20 protein-coding genes are annotated in these 25,083 nt (G+C 36.0%); 15 read left to right on the top strand and 5 right to left on the bottom strand.

Features of this window, described 5'->3' with window-relative positions:
- Window positions 1-8: 8 nt before the first annotated feature.
- Entirely contained in the window at window positions 9-1,229 is a 1,221-nt protein-coding gene (locus IM793_RS01115) for a glycosyltransferase family A protein (RefSeq protein ID WP_193419349.1), read from the bottom strand.
- A 637-nt stretch (window positions 1,230-1,866) separates the two neighbouring features.
- Between IM793_RS01115 and IM793_RS25085 the strand changes: the two genes are divergently transcribed.
- The 6 genes from IM793_RS25085 (at window position 1,867) to IM793_RS01090 (ending at window position 7,337) form a co-directional block, all read left to right on the top strand.
- On the top strand, window positions 1,867-2,211 hold the full coding sequence (locus IM793_RS25085; RefSeq protein ID WP_370629746.1) for a DUF6249 domain-containing protein: 345 nt from the start codon (window positions 1,867-1,869) through the stop codon (window positions 2,209-2,211).
- Window positions 2,211-2,738, top strand: a complete 528-nt coding sequence (locus tag IM793_RS01110; protein ID WP_193419348.1) for an RNA polymerase sigma factor — start codon at window positions 2,211-2,213, stop codon at window positions 2,736-2,738. Before IM793_RS25085 ends, IM793_RS01110 begins: the two co-directional genes overlap by 1 nt.
- A complete protein-coding gene (locus IM793_RS01105; RefSeq protein ID WP_193419347.1) occupies window positions 2,735-3,037 on the top strand; it encodes a hypothetical protein in 303 nt (100 codons plus the stop codon). Before IM793_RS01110 ends, IM793_RS01105 begins: the two co-directional genes overlap by 4 nt.
- 13 nt (window positions 3,038-3,050) lie before the next feature.
- A complete protein-coding gene (locus IM793_RS01100) occupies window positions 3,051-5,768 on the top strand; it encodes an outer membrane beta-barrel protein (protein ID WP_193419346.1) in 2,718 nt (905 codons plus the stop codon).
- A gap of 12 nt (window positions 5,769-5,780) precedes the next feature.
- The gene (locus tag IM793_RS01095) at window positions 5,781-6,578 is read left to right on the top strand and encodes a GLPGLI family protein (protein WP_193419345.1); all 798 of its coding nucleotides are present in this window, start codon (window positions 5,781-5,783) and stop codon (window positions 6,576-6,578) included.
- Window positions 6,579-6,671: 93 nt separating this feature from the next.
- Window positions 6,672-7,337, top strand: coding sequence for a S8/S53 family peptidase (locus IM793_RS01090; protein ID WP_193419344.1), 666 nt, complete (start codon window positions 6,672-6,674; stop codon window positions 7,335-7,337).
- A 79-nt stretch (window positions 7,338-7,416) separates the two neighbouring features.
- Here the strand turns inward: IM793_RS01090 and IM793_RS01085 are convergent, their stop codons facing one another.
- The 4 genes from IM793_RS01085 to IM793_RS01070 form a co-directional block, all read right to left on the bottom strand.
- The gene (locus IM793_RS01085) at window positions 7,417-8,091 is read right to left on the bottom strand and encodes a hypothetical protein (RefSeq protein WP_193419343.1); all 675 of its coding nucleotides are present in this window, start codon (window positions 8,089-8,091) and stop codon (window positions 7,417-7,419) included.
- Window positions 8,069-9,454 carry a radical SAM protein gene (locus IM793_RS01080; protein WP_193419342.1) on the bottom strand — a complete coding sequence of 462 codons (1,386 nt, stop codon included), beginning with the start codon at window positions 9,452-9,454 and terminating at the stop codon, window positions 8,069-8,071. The genes IM793_RS01085 and IM793_RS01080 overlap by 23 nt, the downstream gene beginning before the upstream one ends.
- 111 nt (window positions 9,455-9,565) lie before the next feature.
- On the bottom strand, window positions 9,566-9,763 hold the full coding sequence (locus tag IM793_RS01075) for a hypothetical protein (RefSeq protein WP_193419341.1): 198 nt from the start codon (window positions 9,761-9,763) through the stop codon (window positions 9,566-9,568).
- Window positions 9,764-9,846: 83 nt separating this feature from the next.
- Entirely contained in the window at window positions 9,847-11,748 is a 1,902-nt protein-coding gene (locus IM793_RS01070) for a S41 family peptidase (RefSeq protein WP_193419340.1), read from the bottom strand.
- A gap of 721 nt (window positions 11,749-12,469) precedes the next feature.
- On the opposite strand from IM793_RS01070, the gene IM793_RS01065 reads away from it, so the two are divergent.
- The 9 genes from IM793_RS01065 (at window position 12,470) to IM793_RS01025 (ending at window position 25,071) form a co-directional block, all read left to right on the top strand.
- Window positions 12,470-13,600, top strand: a complete 1,131-nt coding sequence (locus IM793_RS01065) for a serine hydrolase (protein WP_193419339.1) — start codon at window positions 12,470-12,472, stop codon at window positions 13,598-13,600.
- Between the two features lie 347 nt (window positions 13,601-13,947).
- Window positions 13,948-14,559: a GIN domain-containing protein gene (locus tag IM793_RS01060; RefSeq protein ID WP_193419338.1), complete on the top strand. Its 612-nt coding sequence runs from the start codon at window positions 13,948-13,950 to the stop codon at window positions 14,557-14,559.
- Window positions 14,560-15,052: 493 nt separating this feature from the next.
- Window positions 15,053-16,591 carry a hypothetical protein gene (locus IM793_RS01055; RefSeq protein ID WP_193419337.1) on the top strand — a complete coding sequence of 513 codons (1,539 nt, stop codon included), beginning with the start codon at window positions 15,053-15,055 and terminating at the stop codon, window positions 16,589-16,591.
- A gap of 28 nt (window positions 16,592-16,619) precedes the next feature.
- Window positions 16,620-16,958: a hypothetical protein gene (locus IM793_RS01050; protein WP_121285603.1), complete on the top strand. Its 339-nt coding sequence runs from the start codon at window positions 16,620-16,622 to the stop codon at window positions 16,956-16,958.
- A 17-nt stretch (window positions 16,959-16,975) separates the two neighbouring features.
- On the top strand, window positions 16,976-18,619 hold the full coding sequence (locus IM793_RS01045) for a hypothetical protein (RefSeq protein WP_193419336.1): 1,644 nt from the start codon (window positions 16,976-16,978) through the stop codon (window positions 18,617-18,619).
- Between the two features lie 6 nt (window positions 18,620-18,625).
- On the top strand, window positions 18,626-22,534 hold the full coding sequence (locus IM793_RS01040; protein ID WP_193419335.1) for a hypothetical protein: 3,909 nt from the start codon (window positions 18,626-18,628) through the stop codon (window positions 22,532-22,534).
- Between the two features lie 5 nt (window positions 22,535-22,539).
- Window positions 22,540-23,820 carry a hypothetical protein gene (locus IM793_RS01035; protein ID WP_193419334.1) on the top strand — a complete coding sequence of 427 codons (1,281 nt, stop codon included), beginning with the start codon at window positions 22,540-22,542 and terminating at the stop codon, window positions 23,818-23,820.
- A gap of 27 nt (window positions 23,821-23,847) precedes the next feature.
- Entirely contained in the window at window positions 23,848-24,414 is a 567-nt protein-coding gene (locus IM793_RS01030) for a TerD family protein (RefSeq protein WP_193419333.1), read from the top strand.
- Between the two features lie 3 nt (window positions 24,415-24,417).
- The gene (locus IM793_RS01025) at window positions 24,418-25,071 is read left to right on the top strand and encodes a TerD family protein (RefSeq protein WP_193419332.1); all 654 of its coding nucleotides are present in this window, start codon (window positions 24,418-24,420) and stop codon (window positions 25,069-25,071) included.
- Window positions 25,072-25,083: the final 12 nt, after the last annotated feature.

Raw genomic sequence — 25,083 nt, 5'->3', positions numbered from 1 at the left:
TAATATTTTTATTCAAGTTTGTTTTTGGAACGTAAGATTTCCTCGCCACGTAATTGTTCGCCTCTCCATTGATGCATATCATTGAGTGAATGGATTCTATATTTATATGTTAAATGAGACAAAAAAATCACCTGATGATATTCAACCAGTTCCATCAAAGGAAATAATATAGCCATGTCATAGGGCATTTTTAAAATGGAACCGTCGGAATCTTTTAGCATGTGTAAATAAGGGTCTGATTCAAGGTATTTTTTGAAGATGCTATATTTAAATGAACGCATATGCGAAACACGCCATGGGCTTTTTCGTACATTTTGAAATTCTGATTTCGTATATTTACTACCTATGTTTCTATTTCCATTATGATTCTGCATAGAACCATAAGTTATCATAGTTTCTTCTTGTTGATAAACTTGATTTAAAGTCAGTAAAACATATTTATGTGGGAGGTAATCGTCGGCATCAATAAAGCAGATAATGTCGTCGTCAGAAAATTGTGAATTTATAAGAACGTCTAGAATATTTTGAAGAGCATACTTTCTATCAGTATTAATCTTTTTGCTTATAAATGGTTTATTAGGGATTAATTCCAAACTACAGTCATTAGAGGCGTCGTCAACGTAATGAAGATGGTAATTTTGATAGGTTTGAGATTTTATTGAGTCAAAATTACATTTGATGAATTCAGAAGCATTTCTAAAGGCAGAAATAATGTGAATCAAGTATTCTTTATCTGGTTTGCTATGCAATTTTGATGTTGAAAACGCAAATCGATTAGCATTTAACATTTGTAAGAAATCCAACCATTCTATGTTGATCTGTGATTTATGGATGTAATCAATAAATAATTTAACATCTTCATAAATTGGTTTGGTTAATAAGAAGGAAGATACTTGATAAACTTCGTGAACCACATGACATAGGTCATTAACTGGAAAGGCTTTTTCATGACGGGTGTGTACATATAGTATATATGCACCTTCAGCTACAATATCTCGAACTACGTACTCTAAATTACTTAAATTTAATTCTTCAATTAAGTATTCCTCACATACACAATAAATAATATCTTCATCATTATTTATTGCCCAGTTAATTGCTCGATTTAAATTTTCGTATTTGGACTGACCAATTAAAATATTACTTGGCGATATATCTAAAGTTTCGTAAGGATTTAATTCTAAACACGTATACCGTTGGTCTGCGTTAAAAATGAAAGTAGGAATCATAGTTTATGATATTATGTGTTCATATTAAAACTCGTTATCATTGCTTACTGAGGCATTTGAACTATTCTTTATAATCAACACATTTAAAGTTAAATATTATAGTTCTATTTAGAATATGAATATAAACATTCCATATAATTAATTTCTTCACTTCCTTATTATTATAAAGTTGCAAACGAAATGTATAACAACTATTCATTTCTACTAGATAATGCTTTGGAACAAACCTCATTAAACTTCATCAGAACAAAATAATAGTTAGATATTTATCAATGATCACCACTTAGTTAAGCCGAATGAAACTAATCAATTTAATGCTCAATAAGAAATAAGGTAAAAAAGGGGTTTGCATTTATTTAAAAATAGCATAAAATATTCTGTATACTTAATATAATGCTACTTTGCGATTTTTTCGTGTTCATAAATATATCTAACATTTATTTTTAATTATGACGTATTAATCATGTTTAAATTAATTTCCTTTTGATGTATAAATAACCTAAAAAGAAAGAGTTACAATATATGTTAAACTTGCGATGTGTCTTCCTATTTTAGGATACACTCATAAATTTATTTGAAAAGTGTAACCTTTTCTTTGTTTCACAGATCAAAGTATAAAAAAATAAAGAACAATATTATGAACTCACAAGATTTATTAACCGTACTTCTCCTTATCGTAACTTTTATAACCTTTTTTATTCTATTAGGATATTCAATAAAATTAAAACACAGGCAGAAAATGGAACTGATTAAGAAAGGTGATATTATGTTTGAAAACACATCAATGATGGAAAATATGAAATATTCTTCCTTAAGTCATGGCATCTTACTAATTGCATTGAGTATAGGATTGATAACTTCTTATTATATTACAGGTTCAATTAGTGTAAAAAATCAGTTCATTATATACATTGCTATTTGTAGTTTATCCATCGGTATTGGCTCGTTAACTTTCTATTTTATTACTAAGAAAGGGCATTAATGGACAATGCTTTGATTACTTCCGCAATTAGCGGTAATAGGGGAGCTTTGGAGCATTTATTAAATAAATTTAGGAATAACGCCTTTTCTATTGCTCTTAAATTTGTCAAAGAAAGGGCAGAAGCTGAAGATGTCGTTCAAGAAGCCTTTATTAAAGTCTTCCTTAATATTGAAAAATTTAGAAACGAGGCGAGCTTTTCGACTTGGCTATACAGGATCGTATACATCGAATCTATTAGGATTTTAAGAAAAAACAATCAGTTACACACTCTCTATTCTAGTATAGATCCACTGATAGAAGTGCAACAGCATACACAAGAAGATACCGAAATTTTTGTTAAAGAAAAGATCGAGGTGGCTATGAAAGCATTATCAGCTCGGGAATTTTTAGTGGTCAATCTATTTTATCTTTCCGAAAAAACAATCAATGATATAGCGCTAGTCACTAACGAATCAACTTCAAATATTAAAGTGATGCTTCACCGGGCTAGAAAAAAAATGTCGAATCATTTAAGCAAAGTATTATGAATAATAAAGGTAAAGCCTCGAATCCTGACAGTAATGAATTAAAGGGTTCGGAAAAATTTAATCAGCGTGTTTTAACGCAGTATTTATTAATAAAGAAGCAGAATTTCGATGGAAATAAAATAAAGTCTTCGCCTGTATTAATCACAAGTAATGCGGTTTTTGTAGTCGTCTTTCTTTTTATCTTTTCTGTATCATTATTCATTATCAATGACATGCTTTTATTCGCATTAGGAGCTGCTATCATTCTTTTGGTTTGGTTGGCATATTTTCTATTAGCCGAATATTTTCTAAGGAAATAACTTAAAATTATGTATGCAAATTAAGAATTGGTTATTGTTGGCTTTCCTTTTTTTAAATTATGAGGCTCTAATGGGGCAGACGACCCTAAATGGAACCGTAATTGATACTGTCAATCAGCACCAGTTACCGGACGTGACTATAACAATCTTGAATCGAGCAGATTCCATGCTTTATTCATTTGCACATTCAAACCACCTGGGAAAGTTTGTATTTAACAATGTCATGCCAAATAAATACATTATGATTGTTTCCAAGCGTGGTTATGCTGACCTAATAGATACTATTATAGTATCAAGTAGCCAGACGAATCTTAAGACGATTTCGCTTATTCCAAAGGGTATTTTGCTGGACGAAGTATTGATCAATAAGAGAGTCGATGCTGTCGTAATCAGGGGTGATACAACCGAATATAATGTAGATAGATTTAAGGTTCCAAAAAATGCATCAGTAGAAGATATGCTAAAGCTACTTCCAGGTATTCAAGTGGACCGAAATGGAAATATATCTGTTCAAGGCAGGAGCATTAGCAAGGTATTAGTAGATGATGAAGAGTTTTTTAGCGATGATTACACATTAGTTACTAAAAACTTTAAATCTAAAATGATAAACAAAGTTCAGGTATATGACAAAACTTCTTCTTTTTCGAAAGACAAAACCAAGGTTGTAAATTTACAGCTAAAAGAGAACAGCAAAAATGGTTTTTTTGGAAAAGCTGTCATAGGTGGGGCACCGAAGTCTACTTATGAAAACCAGCTCATGATCAACAGATTTAAGGGTAAAATGAAAGCCTCGATTTTCGGAACATTTAGCAATACTGATTTGATAGGTCTGGGCGGAAAAAACAGAGAAACTTACGCCGAAGGGATTGATGAAACAATTACATATGATATAGATCTTGATACCTGGGATGGAAATTATAGTGGCTTCGGGCTACCGAAGAATGCTTCGCTTGGTACCCATTTCAGCAATAGATTTGATAATGATCGGCAATCTTTTAGTTTAAATTACAAACTTTCATCTTTAAAAATTGATGTGCAGGAAAAAACTCTATCTGAAATAACTTTACCTAATAATACCATTTATTCAGAAAATAATTCTCTTGCAAATAACAATAGGTTGAATAATAGTTTTAAAACTGGGTACGAGATTAAACTTGATTCGACAGCATTGCTAAGATTTGAAATTTCGGCGCTTTCGAACGACAAGAATTCTACCAACAGGTTTGATTCTTATCAACTAAACAATGACCTAGACACAATCAATTCTGGATATCGCGATATTGCTAGTAAAACAAGGTTTCAGCGGTTATCAACAAATATAAATTTTGAGAAATATATAACAATGCCGAGACGGATATTTGGGCTGACATTGGGTCAAACTAAGATTGAGCAAAATTCTAGGGGCAATTTATCTTCTATCTATAAAATAGGAGCCACTCCTGATGATTACGAACAACTAACTACTAATCAAGATAAATTTAATTCCTCTAAATCTAACTATTATAAGATAAAAGCATATTATACGGAACCTATTCATCAATATTGGGACATTACTCTTAATTATGCTATAGATTTCGATTCTAATAGATCAAAATTAGAAACTTACAATTTGGGAGCCAATATATATAAGACTTTAGATTCAGCATTTAGTGGTGTCTATGACTTTGACCGGATAATTAATAAAGGTGGATTCTCTGTATTATATAAAAAAAATAAAATTAGACTTCTTTTGGCGTCTGATATAGGGCATATTGCTTTAAATCAAAACGATTTGAGTAACCAAGATAACTTTGACAAAAAATTATTTTACCTGTATCCTAAAGCTTCGCTTGTATATTCGTTTTCACCGCAAAAATCGATTGAGTTTAGATATGAGGGTGATGTTTTACAACCAACCGTACAACAATTTCAACCGGTACGTAATAACATAGATCCTCTGAATATTTATAGTGGCAATATGGGGATAGTACCGTTTTATAAACATACCTATTTTATTTCCTACAATAACTATATCCCTACTGGGAAAAAGTATTTATTTGGTAACTTTACATTCACTACTTTGGATGATCCAATTGGTTTAAAGGTTAATACTAACGCAGAAACTGGCCAGAGTATGTATCAATATGCAAATATAGGAAGTTCATACCAATACAATGGGTATCTGGGGATTGGTAAACAAATATCAACGATCAGTGAGGGATCCATAGGTGTAAATTTTAATGTAGATGGTTTTAAAAATAACATCATCTTAAATGGTGTTATGAGTGATGTACGTAGCTCCATTTATTCTTTGGCGCCTTACGCCAACAAAAATTTCCAAAACGGTTTTCGTATGGCAATGAGCTTTAATACTAAATATAATATTAATCGGACTAGTTTACAGGAAAGCAGAGTTGGAAATTTTTGGCAACACAATTTATCAGGTAATTTTTATTTAGATCTACCACTTGACTTTTCCCTATCAGTTGATGCTAATTTGGAGTTTAGACAAAAAAATGCAACATTTAATGACAATGTAAATATTTTCGTTATTTCGTCGGTTCTAGAGAAAAAGTTTCTCAAAGAAAAGAATTTACTACTACGATTATCTGGTAATGATTTATTAAATCAAAGAATCGGATTTAGAAGATATATTACATACAATTCAGTTAGCCAGCAGACCTATAATACATTAAGTAGGTATTTCTTAATAAGCTTAAATTGGGATTTTAATAGAATGAAAACACAATAGGAGGATATTTTTATGAGCGTAAAATTAACTTTATCTATTATCCAGAAGAAAAACATTTTAAAAGTGATTCTATTTTTATTTACTGGTATACCATTTAATTCGGTAGGTCAATGGAATTCTGGCACGATAACTTATGAAAGAAAGATGAACTCGGAATTCTTAATGGAAGAAATGCGCAGTCTTAATGGTATTAAGGATGAGGCTTACCAAAGTTATATTTCTTCTCAACCAAAATTTAAATCAAGCATCTTTACCTTAAAATTTAAAGGGGATTCTTCTTTTTATTATCCTAGTGAGTCAAAACAAGTTACCCCAGCTTCTAATGATGAGTGGTTTGTTATGTGTGGATATAATAATCGAGTTCAGAAAAATACAAAGAAAAGGATTGCTCAATGGGAGAAGGAAGTTTTTGCGTCAAAATTTTTAATTTCAGATACTCTGCGCCATATAAAATGGAAGATAACGGATGAAACCAGAGAAATTGCTGGATTTGAATGTCGTCGAGCTAATGCGCTTATAATGGATTCTATTTATGTTGTAGCTTTTTATACAACTGATATACAAAGCTCAGATGGTCCTGAATCGATCTATGGATTGCCAGGAATGATTCTTGGGGCAGTTTTGCCCTATGAGCATATTACTTGGTTTGCCGTTAATGTGAATACTGAGACGGTAGACACCTTGATAGAAGGTGCCAACAGTAAGCAACCCAAGTCCTTATCAAATTTAAGCTATAAAAGCAAAATAGAAGAACTTACAGCTAGCTGGGGCAATATAAAAAATTTAATAAAGAAGAAGGCATTATTCTGAAAAGACTAAACATAGCGAAATGAGCAATTGTTATCAGTGGTATATTTTTACTAAAATTAATAAGTTGATGTCCATGCTATTACCTGGCAAATTATGGCTTTAAGAATTGGTATAATCGACACGGGTTTGAATTGTGATGTTCACGAAAGCATAGAGAGTATATTCCTTTACAAGGATGACGACGGTACTATTAAACTTGACAGAGATGTTGTTGGAGATACGTTTGGTCATGGCACAATATGTTATACCATAATAAAGGAAGAGTGTCCAAGCCTAAACTTTCTTATAGTAAAAATAATTTCAGATCAATATTTTGTACATGAACAGGTACTAATCGCTGCTATTGAAAAATGTTTGGAAGAAAAAGTCGACCTCATAAATATAAGTTTGGGTATTAGAACACGTAAAATATCATCACATCTTAATAAAGTGTTGTATCGAGCACATAATCTAAATATACCTATTATATCTCCTGCTCACCAAGATCACTTACGCTGCTTTCCTGCGTCTCATCCTGCGGTATATGGCGTAGGGCTTACCTATAAGCCAGATAAAAACAAGATAATTTATTGTTTCAATTCAGATGTAGATATTCTACTGAACGCATTTTATTTCACAAATCCTATAGTGCAGGCAACTAGCTTCGCAAGCGCAAAAGTTGCAGGCATGATTGCCAATACAATGCAAAAAATTGATAAAACAGAAAGGCTCAAGTCTGAAACTTTTTTGCGATTGCTAAAAGATATAAATATTAGTTAAATACTCTAGCGTTAAACTGTTGGTAAATCAATATGTATTGCTTCAATAGACATAAGATTTACTTGTAAGTATTACTGCGTTAATAGCGTCTTATTTTTAAATAGTTATAGGCATTGCCAATAATCGTTAATGCTCGCTCACTAAGATAATACTCCTTAAAAGTATTAGACTTCGAATTTTGAAATTCTCTGGGAAAAGATATAAATGGATAAGTCAGCATAATATTATTCGCATTATCAGATATAATTCTTTCAATGCTCTGCAAAGAATTATTTCTCACCAAACTGGCCAAATTTTTGTAAAATCTTTTATAGATAATAATAAATGTCGAGTCTGCAAAAAAATCTATCCAAAACAAATTATCTATGATTTTAACGCTGTCAACAAATCCGGTTGCGCCCCCGAGCAATACATTTGCACCAATACTATTTGCCTGTAATAAGCAATTTTCGAAAAACTTGCTATTATACGAGGGTGGAAAGTCATGATAGTTTTTGCATAGGATTATAAAATCATATTCTTTAGCCTCCGCTTCCTCAATTACAGCCAAGATAGTGTGGCTCTTGGTATTTTTATCCTTTATATTTGCTTGCCCAATACGTCTGTATTCTTTCCTTCCAGAAAACTGTTCCTTAACATGATCAACTTCTTCAAAGGACAAATCACGATTAAGAATTATATAATAAAATAAGGGATAATGAATATCTTGCCTATTAGAATAGGCTTTATGTTTAATCAGCAAAGTTTTTTTCATAAATCGCTGATATCCGTTCATTCATGAAATATTTCCAGCTTGAGCAAATCTTACTTTCCGCGTTTGTTACAAATCTCATATTACAATTTTCTTCACAGATAGGCAAAACCTTGCAAGTACTACAATCAGCAACCTTAGTTTTGTCAAAATTCATATAATAATCTGTTCCGGCTCCATATGGGTCGAAGTCCGAGATATGTTGTATCCTCTTGGATTTATCATTTACGGTATTATAACATTTATGAATAAACCCCCCATCATCTAATGAAATAGAATATGGACTTTCTACAGTAGCGCAATAAAACTTTGCAGGCTCTGGCAAGGCATATGTTAAAGTTTTGCTATTTCTAGCATTATTTGAGGCCCATTTATTATATCTAGAAATTTTTAGCTTTGCAAAATCCTCACGTGACTTCTGATATTCGTAGCTTGTATAGTAAAAGGCCTTCTCCTCATTAAAACCCGTAACGTTGAAAAACTTTGGCGACCAGTCGAATTGAATTTCATCATTTCTTTGCGGCCAAATCTCCATGGCTTCCAAATCCTCAAATAGTCCCTCTAACTTATCGAAAACGCGCTTATCACCATTAATTCTTAAAATAAAATAAAATTTGTGTTTTGGAATATTTTTTAAGTTGTCCAGAATCTTTTGATAAGTACCCTTTCCATTATTTAAATAGCGGACAGAATCATGCATTTCTTTATTTCCATCAATCGTAATCTGGATTTTTCTAACTTTCGACTTTTCCAATATGTCGTAGTTCTTTTCATTTAGTAGTACGCCGTTAGTTATAATACTAGCCTCATATAAGATGGAGTTTTTGTTAGCAAGGTTTATTACATACTCTGAAAACTCCTCAATGATGTTAGATTTAATTAGCGGCTCTCCACCAAACCATTCAATGGCTATTTTTTTTATTTTGGTTGTTGCAATTGTTGTGTTAACATATGCTTTTAAATGTTCAATATTTTCTTCACTCAGATACTTAGTATCTCCTGCCTTAATACTCTTATCCCCTTGAAAGCAGTATGGGCAGCTCATATTGCATGAGTTAGTTGGGGAGATAACCATAAATAAAATCTCCGAATCCTGTATATCAGCCCTGTTTCGTTCAGCAGAATTAAATATAGCATTGAATTCATTAAATGCATTATCTACAATCATTCCATGTTGTAAAAGTCTATCAATGATTTCATCCTCAAGAAAGTGTATCTCCATACTATTCATTTTAGAGATACGAGTCCCTAAATCCCATTCTAATTCCAACATTGATCCAGAGAAAGTATTATAGATAACAAACACCTGACGGTTTTCAATGGGAACAAAATGATTGTAATAGCTCAATTTTAAATTTGGTAGCATAAAAAATATTTTTTACGGTTACAATGTTAGTATAGTTTGCAATATGAGTTTCTGTTTTAACTAAAAAAGGATCACAATTTGATTGTGATCCTAATCTAATTCCTTTGTTAACTAAAAAAGAACTTCTTCAGGGGAGTCGGCATTACTAACGCACCAGAGGTTACTGGAATAACCGCTAGCACAAGATGCACCGCCACTTGCACCAGCAGAATATCCAGAATTGCAATAAGGAACAGCCATCTTTTCAAATTCGCTTTTTGAGTTTTCTTGTTTAACAATCAAATCTCTGATTTTGATCTTTTTTTCCATGTTTTTTCTGATTAAGATTTATATTTAGATTATGTTATGTTGCTCTAATATAGGTAATTAAATAAATAAAAACCAAATTTTTTTTATTTTTTTAATGCATATTTTAAAATTTTGTCATCATAAGGATATAGATCAGAAAAGGTGTAGAAGGGAACATATATATCTGGCTCAATACCTTTTTGTTCTATAAATTGCATCTCTGGTATGTAAAACTGTGTAACAACGTTGGCTCTTAAAGTTAGATCAAAAGGTAGATAAAAAAACTCCGCACTTGAATAAGATCCCATGGAAGATTCATTCCCAACAAGAATAGCCCCACCATATTTTTTCATTAATGAAATAAAAATTTCTGAAGCACAAGCTGTATTTTTATCAATTAATATTTTAACACTTTTTTTTGTAAGATTGAGATGCGGATTAGGCTTAACTATATTAGTTGCAATTTTTTTAACACCATTTTCAAATGTGTAGACGCTATTGCTAGCTGCAATTTCCTTTTCTATAAAACAAGAGAATAGACGATATGCCTCTGCTTCCGAGCCTCCTGGATTACCACGAAGGTCAAATATTATATTTTTCTTATTAAGTATTTCATCACGATAATTATAAAATGTTGTCCAGGTTTTAGCATCCCATGTATTAAACCTAAAGTAAACAGCATCTTCATAAATTCTAGTTTCGCAATGGATTGGTTTATAATTTTTTGGTATCTCTATCTTATTAGAAAAGTGTAATGTTACGTTTTTTTGCTTTCCTATATGATCTTGAATAAGCAACGTTACAGAGTCCATTCGGGTTCGATCAGCAAATTTTACTATCTGCTCTTGTGCTGAAAAGCTTTTCACCTCTCTTAGAACTACATCTTCTACTTTAAGTACTCGATCCCCTACTGACACCTTGTCTTTGATAACTGGATCAAAAATGCCAACCACAATAAATTCTCCATTAATCTCTCTAATATACAGAGGTATATTTAACTTGTCATTGGTGTTTCGGACCAAATCGAAGTGTCTATCATTCAGAGATTCAATAATTTGATCCATGTTATTCACTTTTTCTTGGAATGACATATTTATACTTGTTATGACCGAATCTACAATCGATAAAATCCGTCTCTTATTTATTCCTTTTTCTAGAAAATAAGGATATTTCTTCACTGTATATGAAAGCATTGCCAGCGTCTGCTTTTCGACTATTTTGAAATCCTTATCGCCACTTTCAACATAATAATTTTGGGCATTGATATCGCGAAATATTGTAAATGATTTAAGGGGATATACATCACCAAAGTCGGCATAGGAATAGGAGGGAGAATTATTCACAGGGTCTTCAGTAAACTCATAAAAGAAATAGCCTTTAGCCGGCTGATTTGAATTAAATATTTTCTTAATCTTTAATTCCCCAACAGCGAGTTTGAACGGCTTACCCTTATTCTTTTCAACAGCCCTCAAACTAATTTTTCTAATGTTAACTTCTTGATTTTTTTTAATCCAATTCTGCATAGAAAATAACAATGGGCCGGAATACCTGTCAGATTCTACTTGGACAATATACTTGTATAAAGAATCCTTGTCACTAGTAAGCTCAACTGATATACTGGAAATGTTTTCGGCATAATAGTTTAGGTACAGATGGCTGTCAAGTTTGGCTGGAAATGGATGCTTATCAAATAACACTGTTATCATAGGCTTCACTAAACCTTTGCTTAAAGAATGCGTACTACCTATTACCAAAGCTTTTTTAATAGTACTATCGGTGTAACTTTCTAGAAGTGGGAAAAAAATATATTCATTTTTTATGGCATGTTTTTGTTCAGCAAATGCAAGTAAATCAAGCTGTGTCCGAAAAGTACTTTGCTTGGAGAAAATTTTGATTTGGCTGAAAGCGACCTGACTTTTAGAAAAAAAGGCCATCATTACAATTAAAACCACGAAACACCCCTTAATATTTCTATTATTTGCTAAAACATATTTTATAGAATTCATAGTGTCTATTAAGTATTTGGAGTTTGTAACGTTAAATTAAATAAAATTGTAGAATTACAAGAAGTTTTACGTATAAATAATTTCCTAAACTTTGCAAAAAATATAACTGCAAACGTCTATACTTAAATACGTTGTTCCTCTACTTTTAAGAAACTACTACTATTATGAGTAATTCGGGTCAACTTTTGTTTGCTTAAGTCGTTAATAAATATGCTATAGGTTCTACTTCTACGAAAGTCTTTAGCCCTTTCCATCAACCCCATTGAAAAGTTCTTGATGTATTAGTCATTGGCTAATTACTTTTTAAAATAAATAAGTGACAGTGATCAATTCTGATCCTATTATCAACGCATATTCGGTTTGGCACTAAAGTTTTTATTTCGTAATATAAATAAAGCTTGTTCTGGCTTCGTCGGGACCACTATAAACATCAACAAAATGTATAAAAGGCTGTAAGTGAAATGTTTAAGGTCTTTTTTTTAAAAAAACTTTCAGAAAATATAAGCATTCTCCAATAAAAGTAAGTTTTTCGTTAGCGGCCTCATCTTTTTGGTCTGGTATTCAGCTGCCTCGATTATCTTTAATGTGCATACTAAAAGCAGCATAACTGGTCTTACAAAATCAGAACAACGAAATGGTTGCTAAAAACCTTTAAACCTTCATCGGCCGTGCAACCATTTGTCCATCTCCGGCGTCTTATTCAAAAAACCCAAACCAGCACATGAAAAAAGCAAGCCTGTTTTTAATCTTTCTGATGCACTTATCTTTCTGCTTTGCCCAAAAAAACAGTAGCAAAGTAGCCAGCGATAATAGGTTGAAAAGCAAGCTGGATTCAGTTGTAGAACAATCTGCTTCGATATTTATGAAAAATAATGCCAGGGTAGGCATGTCCATTGGGATCATCCAAAACGGAACACCATATCTCTACAATTATGGCTCCACCCGATTAGACAGACCTGTATTGCCAACGGGAAATACGGTCTACGAACTTGCGTCAATTACCAAAACCTTTGGCGCTGCCCTGCTTGCCCAGGCTGTTCTCGAAAAAAAGGTGACCCTTAATGATGATATCCGCAAGTACCTCAAAGAAGGTTATCCCAATCTAAATTATAACGGAACACCGATCACCCTCCTGAACCTGGTCAACCTTACTTCCGGACTACCCAACTGGATGCCAGAAAAAGACCTCTTCTCAAAGGCCCATCCGGATTCGATACCATTTATCTTAGATTCGGTACACTCGGTTTATAGCAGGCAAGACCTTTACAGGGATTTGCACAACGTTAAATTACAAGTAATGCCGGGAAGCGTTAGCCGCCACTGTAATACAGCCGCCCAGCTGCTTGGTTATATTATGGAAGAAGTATACCAGGATTCTTTTCAGAATCTTTTGAAGAAATATATATCCCGGCCGCTTAAAATGAAAAATACTTTACTATTAGGGCCGGGAAAGTTGCCGCGGGAAATGGCAAAAGGTTACGACGGTAAAGGACGCCAGATGCCTGTCATCAATTGGGAGGCTTTACGGGTGGCAGCCAGCATTGCCTCTACCAGTTCGGACATGTTAAAGTACATGGCTTACCAGCTCAACGAAGAAAATCCTGCAGTTAAGTTAGCCCACCAGCCAACCTTTGGAAAGGTGGAAGATGGGGCAATTGCCCTGAACTGGAAAATCAGAAAAACAGGCACCGGTAAACGCAGCATCTCCCATACTGGCGGAAGCTTAGGCTTTAGCAGCTATATGGTCTACTACCCGGAGTTGAACTCAGGTATTGTTTTGCTTTCTAACCAGGCAGATCCATCCACCCAGAACGAACTGATAGCCCTTGCAGATAAAATTATACATCCATAAATTAATTTCCTCCCTCCCAGGCCAGATTAGGTTCTTGTATGAAAGTATACCTCATAGGGTATACTGTATACGAGAGTGAGAAGATTCACTTTGTCCATAATGCGTGAACAACCAATTAAAATGAGCATCTCCATAATTTAAATAAAGCTGGCGGCCAGGATAAGTATAACCACATCCGCTGGGTTTATGCATTCAGCTTATACAACGAACACCCATTCGTCTAGAAATTACAGGCGTTGGTCTGGCGGTTACCAACGCTGGTATAATACAAGGTTTTTGCCTGCAACGTTTGGGGTATGGCTGCGTCTTAATAACAAACAATAGCAAAAACCTAAAATATAAAAGATATGAAAACTTTAGCAAAAACCTTATTCGCAGCAGCATTAACAGCAGTAGTATTCACCTCGTCTGCCATGGCAACTTTAGCCGCTGAGCCCGTTAAAACAGAAACAAAAACTGCGTCATTATCAACATTCAACCGGATCTGGGTAAGCGGGAATGTGAAAATCGTTTTAACACAAGGCGAAGAGCAAAAGGTAGCCGGTGCCAGCAACTACAATGCTGCAAAAACCTCCGTAACCACTGATGGAAAAACCTTATTTATCAATTCATTAGAAACCAGTCAGGTAACACTTAATATTACCGTAAAAGATTTAGAAAGAATAGAAGCTTATGGGCAATCGGTTGTAGTAACCAATAATAATTTTGATGTAAAATACCTTCAGTTATTTTTGGGCCAAAGTGCTACAGCAAAAATTAAAACTACAGCAGGCAGTTTATATACCATTGTTAAAGATGATGCTGTATTAAAATTAAATGGTACTGCCGGCCAAAGTACAATGATTGTAAGCAATAGGAATAATGTAAAATTAGCTGACTTTGCCAGTCTTAAATCAGCATCCTATGCTTCTGAAGCGATGATGGAAGCCGAACAAAATGCAATGGTTTTAGCCAAATAGAAATTTTTCTTTCGGATGAATAAGAGCTGCTCAATTGGGTGGCTTTTTTTTGTTTAAGGGAGTGATTTAAAAAATATTTCTGTATAATGCGTAACCATAAGATTGTAAGTTTTAAAAATGGGCAGGGGTCGTTTTTATAACTACCTTGTAACCCTGGTTTTAGACCGGTAATTATATTTTCGATTCAATGCAACGTTCTGTATTTTCCGGACGTCTTTGTTCTAAGCCCGAACCTTAAACCAATTGAAAATGAAATGCGCTATACTATTCTTATTCCTTTCTCAGTGAGGCCTTATTAATTGAATGAGTAAAATGTGTATTGGTTTAAAGCATATCTTTTTTCGAGCTCCATCACTTTCATTCGGTTCTAAAAATTAAATCAAAATTTTATTGCCTTTAATTTTCCCTTTACGGTTTTCCGTAAGGATTGCCCTTACTATGCTTATACTTTTGATCAACTAAACAATACTAGGAACATTAAAATTTATAAATTATGAAAACAGGCAATACCCTGAATTTTTTCAGGATAATGGGATTACTGGGCTTATTTGCAATTTCAGCATGTAAAGGTTCTGGAGGATCCAAATCAGAAGATCCGTTTGCTGCTACAAATTTCAACTTTTATGATCAGGATTTAGGAAAGCGTATCGAAGCATACAATAAAGCCATAATCCCAGGGAATCATCCGAAAAGAGGTACTCCGGCACTTTATATTGATTTCTCTTCAGGGATAAATAAGGCTTTTAGTAATCCTACGATTAAAAGCATGATGTCGGCCTGTTTCAACACCGTTCTCGCCCAACAGTTTGAAGTTTACAAATTAGGTTCCAACAAAATCTCATTACTCAACGTAGCCAATACTACCGAACTGGGCCAACAGGTAAGTGACCCAAAACAATACGCTGATATTTGGGCACCTTTACAAGCAACAGTAGAAAAAATTGTTGACGGGAACAGCGATGCCCTCCTGATTACGGATTTTGAAGAGTGGCAAAAAAACATAGAGGTGACCAATACTGCTTTTCTTAAAATCCCATTCTCCAAATGGCTCGAAAAAGGTAATGCTGTCCATTTTTTTATTGCAGATTATAAAGAAGGCAAGGTGAATAAACATCTTTATTTTACCATATTCAGCTGTGGCAATCCAGATGCAGGAAGTATGATTTCAAAACTCGAATCAAAACTTTCTCCGTCAACAACCAGATTTGATTTATCGAACAATGCTTATAAGCTATCTACAGTATATCCTTCAGAAAAATCAGGCGGTATTTTTTATGATGAAAGTGCAAAATCAGATAAGGCAAAAAACATCCTCGATTTAAAAGAAGGTTACATTAACGGCCTTAAAAACGGGTACAACTTTGAGTTTTATCCACTTGGTTTAGATTGGAAAAACATCGATCAACTGCATACTACATACGCTGGCCAAAATCAATTTAACGATTTCTTCAGGAAACTTTTTATTGACCTCAGTAATGAAGATAGCTACACTTTCGGGAATTTCAGCGTAAAAGTTTCGGATGTAACAGCTGATTTTGAAAATTTTGCAAAAGCAGAAGAAGCTAAAAAACACCAACCCAAATTAACCAAAGGAAATAATGGCGAGGCAAAGTTCTCTGATAAAGAAAGTGATGCAATTGCACTGGCATGTTTCAATGCTGATGGGAAATTAAAAGAACAATGGGTTTACAAACAGCAAGCATCAAGCCAATTAAATGAGGTTTTTACCCTCAACCAAACCCTTTTTACCAATACCAGGGCGTCTAATCCAAAACATGTAGAGTTTGGTGTTTCTTTCGACCCTAAATTCAGTGTAGCCAACATCCATAATCCAGAAGGGTTGATCAAGGTGGATATTTTATCAAACACAGCTACTCCTAGTCTACAGGGCGCCAAAATGGCCAAATTCGAGTGGGTTAATGCTAAAAACACTCCTAATACCGCTTTGTCGGAATCTATAAAAAACACTTTACAGGAACTTAAACCCGTAGACAAAGTAGTGTACTCGTACTATATCAAAACTAAACAGTAATCTAAAATCATTAAAATAAATTCTAAAAATGGAATCAACGTCAGCTTACATCATTTCGATCATTACCGCATTGATCTTTCTTCTTTTATCTGCCATCATTGCAAACGCCATCAAGTTCGAAGGTGGGAGTAATCCCAAAGACCCACAGGCACGTAAAACCTGGTTTTGGGTATTGGCCATCATAAATCCGGCAGTCTGTTTTCTATTGGGCTATTATGTATTCAAACCAGATGCAAATATTATGGTATTGAATAATTATGTAACAGCCTTAAGTATTGGTACAGCTATCGGTTTTATGCTCTACATCATCATCGGTTTTGTAATGAGCAAAATATTTGCCACCGGAAAAATCGGCCACTGGTTTTAATCCCTAATCAAACATCAATGGATAAATTATTCGTAATCGCCATAGGCGGTACCGGGATGCGCTGCCTGGAAGCTTTTACCCACTTGTGTGGAATCGGGATGTTCGATAATCAGGAAATCGAAATCCTCACGCTTGATACCGATCAAAATAACGGGAATAAAGGACGGGTTGAAGAACTGATCAGTCTTTATAACCGGATCAAAACAACCGGTACCAGTGTTGGCGGAACCCCAAATGCAAATACTTTTTTCTCAGCAAAACTGAATTTACACCGGTTTTTCACCAATTATGCTGGACCTGGAAGGGAAACCTACAAAAACATTAGTAAAATTACCACGGGCTCACCCGAGCAGCAAAAAGCCAATAAATTAATCTCTGATCTGTTTTTGGACAATGGCTCAGTACAGGAGTTTGCATTGGATCATGGCTACCGGGCACAAACCCACCTGGGTTCTATGCTGATGTACCATGGCATTGTAGAAGCAGCGCGAAATATTATAAAAGGTTCTGCGGTACAATCGCAGGAACGCGAACTGGATACTTTTATGGGTAAACTGGAAAGTGCCGGTGCAAATGCGAGGGTTTTCATTTTTGGGTCTATATTCGGTGGTACAGGTGCATCATCTATCCCGGTCATCCCTAAAGCACTACAGGATTTTGTAAAAATCCGCTCTAACGGAAATGCCAGTATTGATTTCGTCAAGGCCAAATTTGGTTCTACTTTATTAACAGAGTATTTCACTTTTAATAAACCCGATGATAAACAGAAAGCCAGCAAAGCGAATAGTGTAATCGCCGATTCATCATTCTTTCCTTTAAACAGTCAGGCTGCGTTGCAGTTTTACCAAAGCGACCCTACGGTTCAGAAGTGTTATAAGCTATTGTACCATATCGGCTGGCCGATAGAAAGCAAAAAAATTGATGGCAACAACATTTCCAATCAAACCATAACCGGAGGAAGCGAACAAAAAAATCCCTGTCACATTACAGAATTGTTATGTGCCTGTGCAGCATACGATTTCTTTACCCGCAATGATGGCTTTAACAGTGCAAAAGCCGATTACCTGTATAAAGCAGTAGAATTTAAAGATAATTCGTTCAATTTTTCTTTTGACGACTTTATAGGTAATGAAAATAAATCAGGTGAAATATTTGTAAATAAACTGGGTGCTTTTTTCTCCCTCGCACACATTTCTTTAACCAAAAATGGTGGTGCTTTTGATGATGCCGGTATAAAAGGTTTCATTAAACAATGTGAGAACCAAAAACTCAATCAGTACAGTACCATTACCGATGCAGAATGCAAAGATATAAACGAATACTTTAAACTCTTTGCCTACACATTCAAAGATGCCAAATTTATACCTGGCTGGCTTTACCAGGTGAGGAATTCCGTTGCCCCGGGCAGGTTCCTCTTTGATAGCAAAGCATTCCCTGATAACCCTTCCGAACTAAAAAAACTGGATGTTGGCACCATTTTCCTGGATGAAAAACACCATTGGAGTAAAGGAAGGCTTTTTAGGGATCGTTATGATCTTTTCGTCGAAAAATTGATCAATACTAATCCCAAAGACGAGCAAAAAGTAAATACCACCAAGGAGAAATTCCTTGCGCACATTTTTAATGCACTTACCATTTCACAAAACTTCGATATAAACTAAAGAACCATGTCTGATAAAAGAATCAAAGCACTGGCGATAAAAGTTCATCCCAAAACAGAGCCGAACGGAGTAGAATTTGCCTGGGATAAAATTCCCCAGCTTGAAGTATTTACAAAAAACATCCTGATACCCGAAATCGCTGTTGATCAGGATGGAAATTCTGCTGTTAATATCGGAACAATTGTATCTGGCATACCTTCTGTATTTGCCCGGGCCAATTTATTCAAAAATGCCATAGATAATATCCGCGATAAAGACGCTGAAGCATCAGGGTTAATGTTATTCTATAAATCCCTGATCAGTGAATGGAAAGGACTGATCAGCTGTATAGCTTTAAACTATAAAGATATAGAAGTGAATAGGATTCATCTATCTTATTCGGACGGCGGCCATTTAAATACAACAGAAAATATATACGAACCCACTGGTGCATTTGGCAATATGTTATTCGAGCGAAAACCCTTATGGTGTGATCAATCTTTAGCAAATAATGCAGATAAAATACCCTTTATTGATGTAATGTCTTTTAAGGGTAACGTTATTGGCGGAACTTCACCTGACAGTTTTGTTTTTACTTCGGTATCGTACCAGATTAAGGAAAAATTCCCTTTCATCAATGTACAGAACGGAAAATTTATCGATCCTTTACAATCTGAAATTAATCCGCAGGAACTTTTTACACTGTATGGTTACGCTAAACACATTCTGGATAATATTGAAAGGTTCAGGTTAAATTATGCCGGAGTAGAAGAACTGATCAGGCCTGAATATGGAAATATTTCGACCTGTATCCAGGCATGGATGACCGAGATGGTTATTTATCAGCAGGCAAAAGGTTACCCTAAACTTGATAAATCTACCCCACCCGAAGTCGGCTCGCTGTTCAATTATCCTTTTAGCCTTCTTTTTAACTATTCCACAGCATTATACGGTTCGGAGGGAATTATTTATAATGAATTGAAAGAAGGAAGTATCCTATTCGATCCGAAAGATTTACTGCTTCCGGATACTACCGAGATTGCCCAGATCGATTTTGGCAGAGAGGGGATGGAAACCCGGAACTTTCTAAAATCAAAACCCATATTGCTATTGGCGGCTGAAACCAAGGGCCAGCTGAACAGCTACGCTTATTTTACCCTCCCATTAACACCTTTGGCGCTAAATGTTTTTGGCGCCACGCTTGACGCATTGGTGGGTATTTCAGAATCATCTAACGTAAAATCTAGGATTACCGCTATTTACGACCCAACAGATAAAGACGGCGAACGCTTGATCGTTCAGTTAAAACTGTATGCCGAAACCGGAAATGAGATTGTAAAAGAGGTAATTTACAGGGTAACTTCCGAATCGATAAGCGGCAAAGACATTTTAATGTGGCCTAATTTCATATCCAAACAATGGAACCGATATTTTCTTTATTCAGAAATACCGCATAACGACGCCAAGTTTCAGGCTACGCCATTTATCGGAAATGTGGATGACGATTTTTTCAGGATCGTACTGGATGAACAGGGTGTTCCTTTATACCTCGCCAATAACGGAAAGGCAGCAGTAATCTCCGAAAAATACGGCAACATTAAAGCGCAGTTGCATATCGCATCCAATAACGCGGTGGCCGACAATAAATACAAATACGAGATATACGAAAGCAATAAACCCTTTAAAGGCGTAAAATTTGCACATGCAGGGGTTGATTGTGGTTTTGGGATTATCCGTTACGATGGATCGGGCAATACGCAGGCTTTACCGGTGAATATGTTAAACGCGCCAAGAACATTGTCGCCAGCCTTTTTAGGTGTCGACTTTGGCAGTACAAATTCATCGATAGCTTACTTTTCCGATCAACGGAATGAGGTTTGCGAAAATTTAAAACTGACCAATAAGAGGGTATCCTTGCTGGCCAGCGATAGCAAAAATAATGACGAGAGGCCTGCAGTAGAAGATGAGATTTTCTTCTTTCAGAACGACGAAATCCTGACCAATTCCATCAAATCTGTTTTAACCATCCACGATTCTAGAAGAGTGGTGAACGACGGCAACATTCAGGTCAATTCATTAATGGCGCAGGCGGTAAAAGGTGGTTTTCCATGTTTTGAAAAAAACCTACCCATTGAAAATGCAGAAAACAACCGATACATTTTAGGTTATAATCGGATTGGCAGGGCAGAGCTGGTATACAATATGAAGTGGTCTACCCAGCAGATTGACAAGAGTTACAAAACTGCCTATTTAAGTACCTTACTGCTTCATGTGTATGCACAATTGTTTATCGAAGGCCATGAACCACATACTTTAAAATGGTCGTACCCCTCATCAATGGGTAAAGAATTATTAAGCGAATACAGGGGGATATGGGATTCGCTTAAAGAAATATCACCGATTGAAAGCAGCGTTAAATTAAAAACCTTCCCTCCTTCTGATCTTTCCGATATCGGCGATACATCGGGCAGCAGCAGCTGGGGATCTCCGGTAGCTCAATCGGGTGGTTGGGGCAGCCAGGATTCAGCACCTGTAACCACAACACCGGCATGGGGTGCAACAGAAACGGTCAATAGTGGCTGGGGCGAGCAATCTAAAGCAGCTATTGCTACAGGATGGGGAAATGAGGCTAAAAAAACACTTACAGCGGTAGATATCAAAACTGAAACCGGTCCGGTAAGGTTCGATTTCAAAAAGTTAAGCAACGAAGAATCCTTATCCGAGGCCTGCGCCGTAGCAAACTATCTGGTTCGCCCAAATGGGGGTTACTCCATTAATCCCGGAGAACTGGTGTTATGTTTCGATATCGGCGGAAGTACAACAGATATTACGGCGCTGTGCCAGATGGAAGGCGGAAAGGCAATGATCAAACAGAACTCGATCCGTTTCGCTGCCGAACGTGTGGCACAGGCGACCAGGTTTTCTCCAAATTTTAAAAATGTGCTGCTCAGGATCTGCGAAAAGAAAAAAATATCGATCCAGGGCTTAAATTCCGGTACGCCTAAATTTAACGAAAATACCGCACCCTATTATTTCGAACAGGTTGTCGACCGTTTAGAAGCCTCAGATTTTGAAACTTTTTACCTTTTAATTGCTGCCGAGTGTAAAGAAATGATGAGCATTAACCTGTATGTTACAGGCCTGATCATGTTTTATGCAGGTCAGCTTGCCTATAAATTAAGGAATGAAATTGTAAAATCTGAAGATGCCCCTCCAGCGGTTAAAGCCATCCCGCCTAAAATAAAAATTGCTTTTGCAGGAAAGGGCGCCAGGATATTCGACTGGTTTACGGCAGTAAATCCAGCCGCAGCCGATGATTATTATACGCAGATGTTTATCAGGGGAATGGGTGGAGAAGCAGTGGCCAAACAAACAATTAGTCCGATTACCACAAGCCCTTTAAAAATAATCGATATCAATTCGCAACGCGGAACAGATAATGCGGATGTTAAATACGAAGTATCGAAAGGTTTGGCAATTCCAACCAATATCACCAGTATTTTGGTGCCGACAAATAAACAGGCCATTGAGATATTGGGTGAAGATAATTTCTGTGTAGTTACACCAAATGGCGAATTTAAATACCTGGAATCAACCAATTCCATTACCTCTGAAATGCTGGAGCACATTGGGAATCATTTTATCTGTTTGCCGCAGGAAGGCAAGCCGCACTGCCCAAGGTTTATGGATTTTGCGGATCTGTTTTATAAGGTCTCTTCGAGTATGTTCGGTTTGAAAATGAATGCGACAGATTTTATGGCCGGTTTTCAGGATATGAACATCGAAAACTACATCAAAGGCGAGCCGGATTTTATTAAAGCGCAAAAGCGGAAACACGACGATCAGAAAGATTTCGATTATGTGGCGCCGATCATCATTCTGGAAGGAATGAAATTCTTCGAAAAACATTTGCTTAAGGGTATTCAAAAACAGTAATAGTGATGAAATTCTGCGTATTGGCAAAAATATCGAAGCGGACGGTTACTTTCTGGTATCAATCAGACAGTAACCCTTATGCCTCATTAAAAATGAAGGAATCGAATGAAATTCCTTTATACTTTTACGTAAATGGCAACGATTTTATTTTTGGGGCCTCAGCGAGGGAACGTTTCTATAAGAATGATCCATATGCTTATGGCAATTACTTTGAAATTATAAAGGATCCCAGTAAACACTTTATTATTTACGGCAACCAAAAGCCTGTTAAACAGCTGTTTTATTACGGGATTGAACAATACCTGTCGCACTTTTTAAATACGCTATTATATAAAGCCGATTCTATCGAATCGTACAGGCAGCAGTTCCCTTTACGCTTTTTATTTGATGATGATATTGAAGATAATGAAAAATCGCTTATCGAAACCCTGTTCCAGGAAGCCGGTTACTTTAATTTAGACCGCGTTGGATATCACCATACCCTTTTTAATATTCTGACTCAAAAACAGGTACTGCCAAACAATAAGGCTATCCTGCTAATGAACGGTATTGATGATGTACTTTATTTAAAACTTTATAAAAATAGTAAGGCCAACGTGCTGGGCTCAGCCAAACTGGTAGGTCAGGGGGCAGATCCAAGGGTAAAAATATTGGCCGATATGATTGTAGAATACATTATCCTCCAAAACTCCTATCTGTCGATTAATAAAGAGAACGAAATTTCTTTTCTGCTGCCGTTCTGTGCAGGTCTACTTCAAAATATCAATCCGATTATTAATGGTGACGCTGAACTATCCGACGGAAACCGGCACTGGTTTAATGTAAAGTGGAAAAACCTGAACGACAGGCTTCATTATTATGCCAACGATGGAATGATTTTTACGGCAATAGACGATCTGTTGAAGGTAAATAACTTATCGGTAGATAATGTGATAATCTTACTTGGATCAGAAGAAATCAACACACTTTATTTTTCCGAAAAACTGCTTAAAAAATATCACCATGTTGTCGCATTACAACAACTTGATGTTAAAGATACCATGCAGGCTGTTTTTCAGGAAATTGCCAGTACCAATTACAGTGTTAAAATAAAAGCCCCTGCTGCAGCACCGGTAATGACAAGGCCTCCGCTACCAACCCCTAAATCACCACCGCCTTTGCCTCCAAAAATGGAAAGTAGCGCTCCAAAACCGGTGAATATCCCCAGGCTACCCGAATTAAAAGTAACGCAAAGCACAAAAAACAATTCAGTAAAACCACCACCGCTACCTCCAAAAAAAAGTTAGCACGTATAAAATCTAAAACTTAATAAAATGGCTATACAAATAGAAAAAAGAAAACCCGTTTCCCTGATCGGGGAAGAACCGGGCTTAAGTCACCTCATTGCAGGCCTGGGCTGGGATACCGCTGTTGTAAACGGGCACCCGGTAGACCTCGACCTCTCGGTATTTATGCTGGGCGAAAACGGCAAACTCCTTGCCGATGAATACTTTGTTTTTTATAACAACAACATGAGTCCGGATGGTTCTACCCATTACCCGGGTGATAGCAGGGGTGGCGAAAGTGATGGCGATGATGAAGTAATCCATATTGATTTATCCAAAATAGATCCGAAAGTGGAATTCCTTTATTTCGCAGTAACCATCGATCAAAGCGAAGAAAGAGGCCATCATTTTGGCCACGTTCAAAACTCCTACATCAATATCAGGAACCATGCCGATAAATCGGTTCTGTGCCAATATATGCTTAAGGAAGAATTTACAAGTGAAGATTCCCTCATGATTGCCTCTTTGTCCAGAAATGGCGGCGAATGGAATGTCGAGGCCCTTGGCCAGGCTTTTTCTGGTGGCCTTAATACATTAATAGAATTATATCAATAAAAGATGAGCAGTTTTAACTTAAATAAGGGAGACCGGTTCTCCCTTTCAAAGGCAGCGCCTGGACTCACCATTGTAAAAATTGGAATGGGCTGGGATCCTAACGAGCAACCGGGAGGACCAGAATTCGACCTCGATGTTTCGGCCTTTTCGATTGGTGGCGATTTCAAGATCCCTTCTGATTCGTACTTTACCTTTTACGGACAGATCCGTATGGGTAATAAAATTGAGGATAAGGTGGAAAAAGGCCTCTTTAGGCCATTTACCGAAGACGGGGCAATTATTGGCGCCATTGATGATCCGGACGGAACCAGAAGTGATGGCGAAGACGATGAAGATATGTTTATTGATTTGTCCAAAGTCAGCGATAAAATTGAACAAATTATCATTTGCTGTACAATCTGTAAATACCCTCACGACAATAAAAAAGACCGGAGAACATTAGACCTGAACTTTGGGAAAGTAAATGATTGTTACATCAGAATCGTTGATGAAAGTAATGGTTCTGAAATACTGCGTTACGACCTGAAAGACCAATATACCAATGAAGATGCTGTAGAATTTGGGCGTTTATTCCGTGTTGGCGATAGCTGGGAATTTGAAGCAATGGGCAGGGCGCACACCGGTAGTTTACAAACTTTAGTTGATATGTATACCTAAACAATAAAAAAT

The sequence above is a fragment of the Pedobacter sp. MR2016-19 genome, from assembly GCF_014947265.1.
In the GTDB taxonomy this organism is placed as follows: Bacteria; Bacteroidota; Bacteroidia; order Sphingobacteriales; family Sphingobacteriaceae; genus Pedobacter.
Note: the sequence above shows the minus strand (reverse complement) of the source record. Positions and strands in the feature narration are given on the sequence as shown.

Coding starts and splice junctions, on each gene's coding strand:
- IM793_RS01115 (WP_193419349.1), bottom strand. CDS start 1,229: ATGATTCCTACTTTCATTTTTAACGCAGACCAACGGTATACGTGTTTA.
- IM793_RS25085 (WP_370629746.1), top strand. CDS start 1,867: ATGAACTCACAAGATTTATTAACCGTACTTCTCCTTATCGTAACTTTT.
- IM793_RS01110 (WP_193419348.1), top strand. CDS start 2,211: ATGGACAATGCTTTGATTACTTCCGCAATTAGCGGTAATAGGGGAGCT.
- IM793_RS01105 (WP_193419347.1), top strand. CDS start 2,735: ATGAATAATAAAGGTAAAGCCTCGAATCCTGACAGTAATGAATTAAAG.
- IM793_RS01100 (WP_193419346.1), top strand. CDS start 3,051: ATGCAAATTAAGAATTGGTTATTGTTGGCTTTCCTTTTTTTAAATTAT.
- IM793_RS01095 (WP_193419345.1), top strand. CDS start 5,781: ATGAGCGTAAAATTAACTTTATCTATTATCCAGAAGAAAAACATTTTA.
- IM793_RS01090 (WP_193419344.1), top strand. CDS start 6,672: ATGGCTTTAAGAATTGGTATAATCGACACGGGTTTGAATTGTGATGTT.
- IM793_RS01085 (WP_193419343.1), bottom strand. CDS start 8,091: ATGAAAAAAACTTTGCTGATTAAACATAAAGCCTATTCTAATAGGCAA.
- IM793_RS01080 (WP_193419342.1), bottom strand. CDS start 9,454: ATGCTACCAAATTTAAAATTGAGCTATTACAATCATTTTGTTCCCATT.
- IM793_RS01075 (WP_193419341.1), bottom strand. CDS start 9,763: ATGGAAAAAAAGATCAAAATCAGAGATTTGATTGTTAAACAAGAAAAC.
- IM793_RS01070 (WP_193419340.1), bottom strand. CDS start 11,748: ATGAATTCTATAAAATATGTTTTAGCAAATAATAGAAATATTAAGGGG.
- IM793_RS01065 (WP_193419339.1), top strand. CDS start 12,470: ATGAAAAAAGCAAGCCTGTTTTTAATCTTTCTGATGCACTTATCTTTC.
- IM793_RS01060 (WP_193419338.1), top strand. CDS start 13,948: ATGAAAACTTTAGCAAAAACCTTATTCGCAGCAGCATTAACAGCAGTA.
- IM793_RS01055 (WP_193419337.1), top strand. CDS start 15,053: ATGAAAACAGGCAATACCCTGAATTTTTTCAGGATAATGGGATTACTG.
- IM793_RS01050 (WP_121285603.1), top strand. CDS start 16,620: ATGGAATCAACGTCAGCTTACATCATTTCGATCATTACCGCATTGATC.
- IM793_RS01045 (WP_193419336.1), top strand. CDS start 16,976: ATGGATAAATTATTCGTAATCGCCATAGGCGGTACCGGGATGCGCTGC.
- IM793_RS01040 (WP_193419335.1), top strand. CDS start 18,626: ATGTCTGATAAAAGAATCAAAGCACTGGCGATAAAAGTTCATCCCAAA.
- IM793_RS01035 (WP_193419334.1), top strand. CDS start 22,540: ATGAAATTCTGCGTATTGGCAAAAATATCGAAGCGGACGGTTACTTTC.
- IM793_RS01030 (WP_193419333.1), top strand. CDS start 23,848: ATGGCTATACAAATAGAAAAAAGAAAACCCGTTTCCCTGATCGGGGAA.
- IM793_RS01025 (WP_193419332.1), top strand. CDS start 24,418: ATGAGCAGTTTTAACTTAAATAAGGGAGACCGGTTCTCCCTTTCAAAG.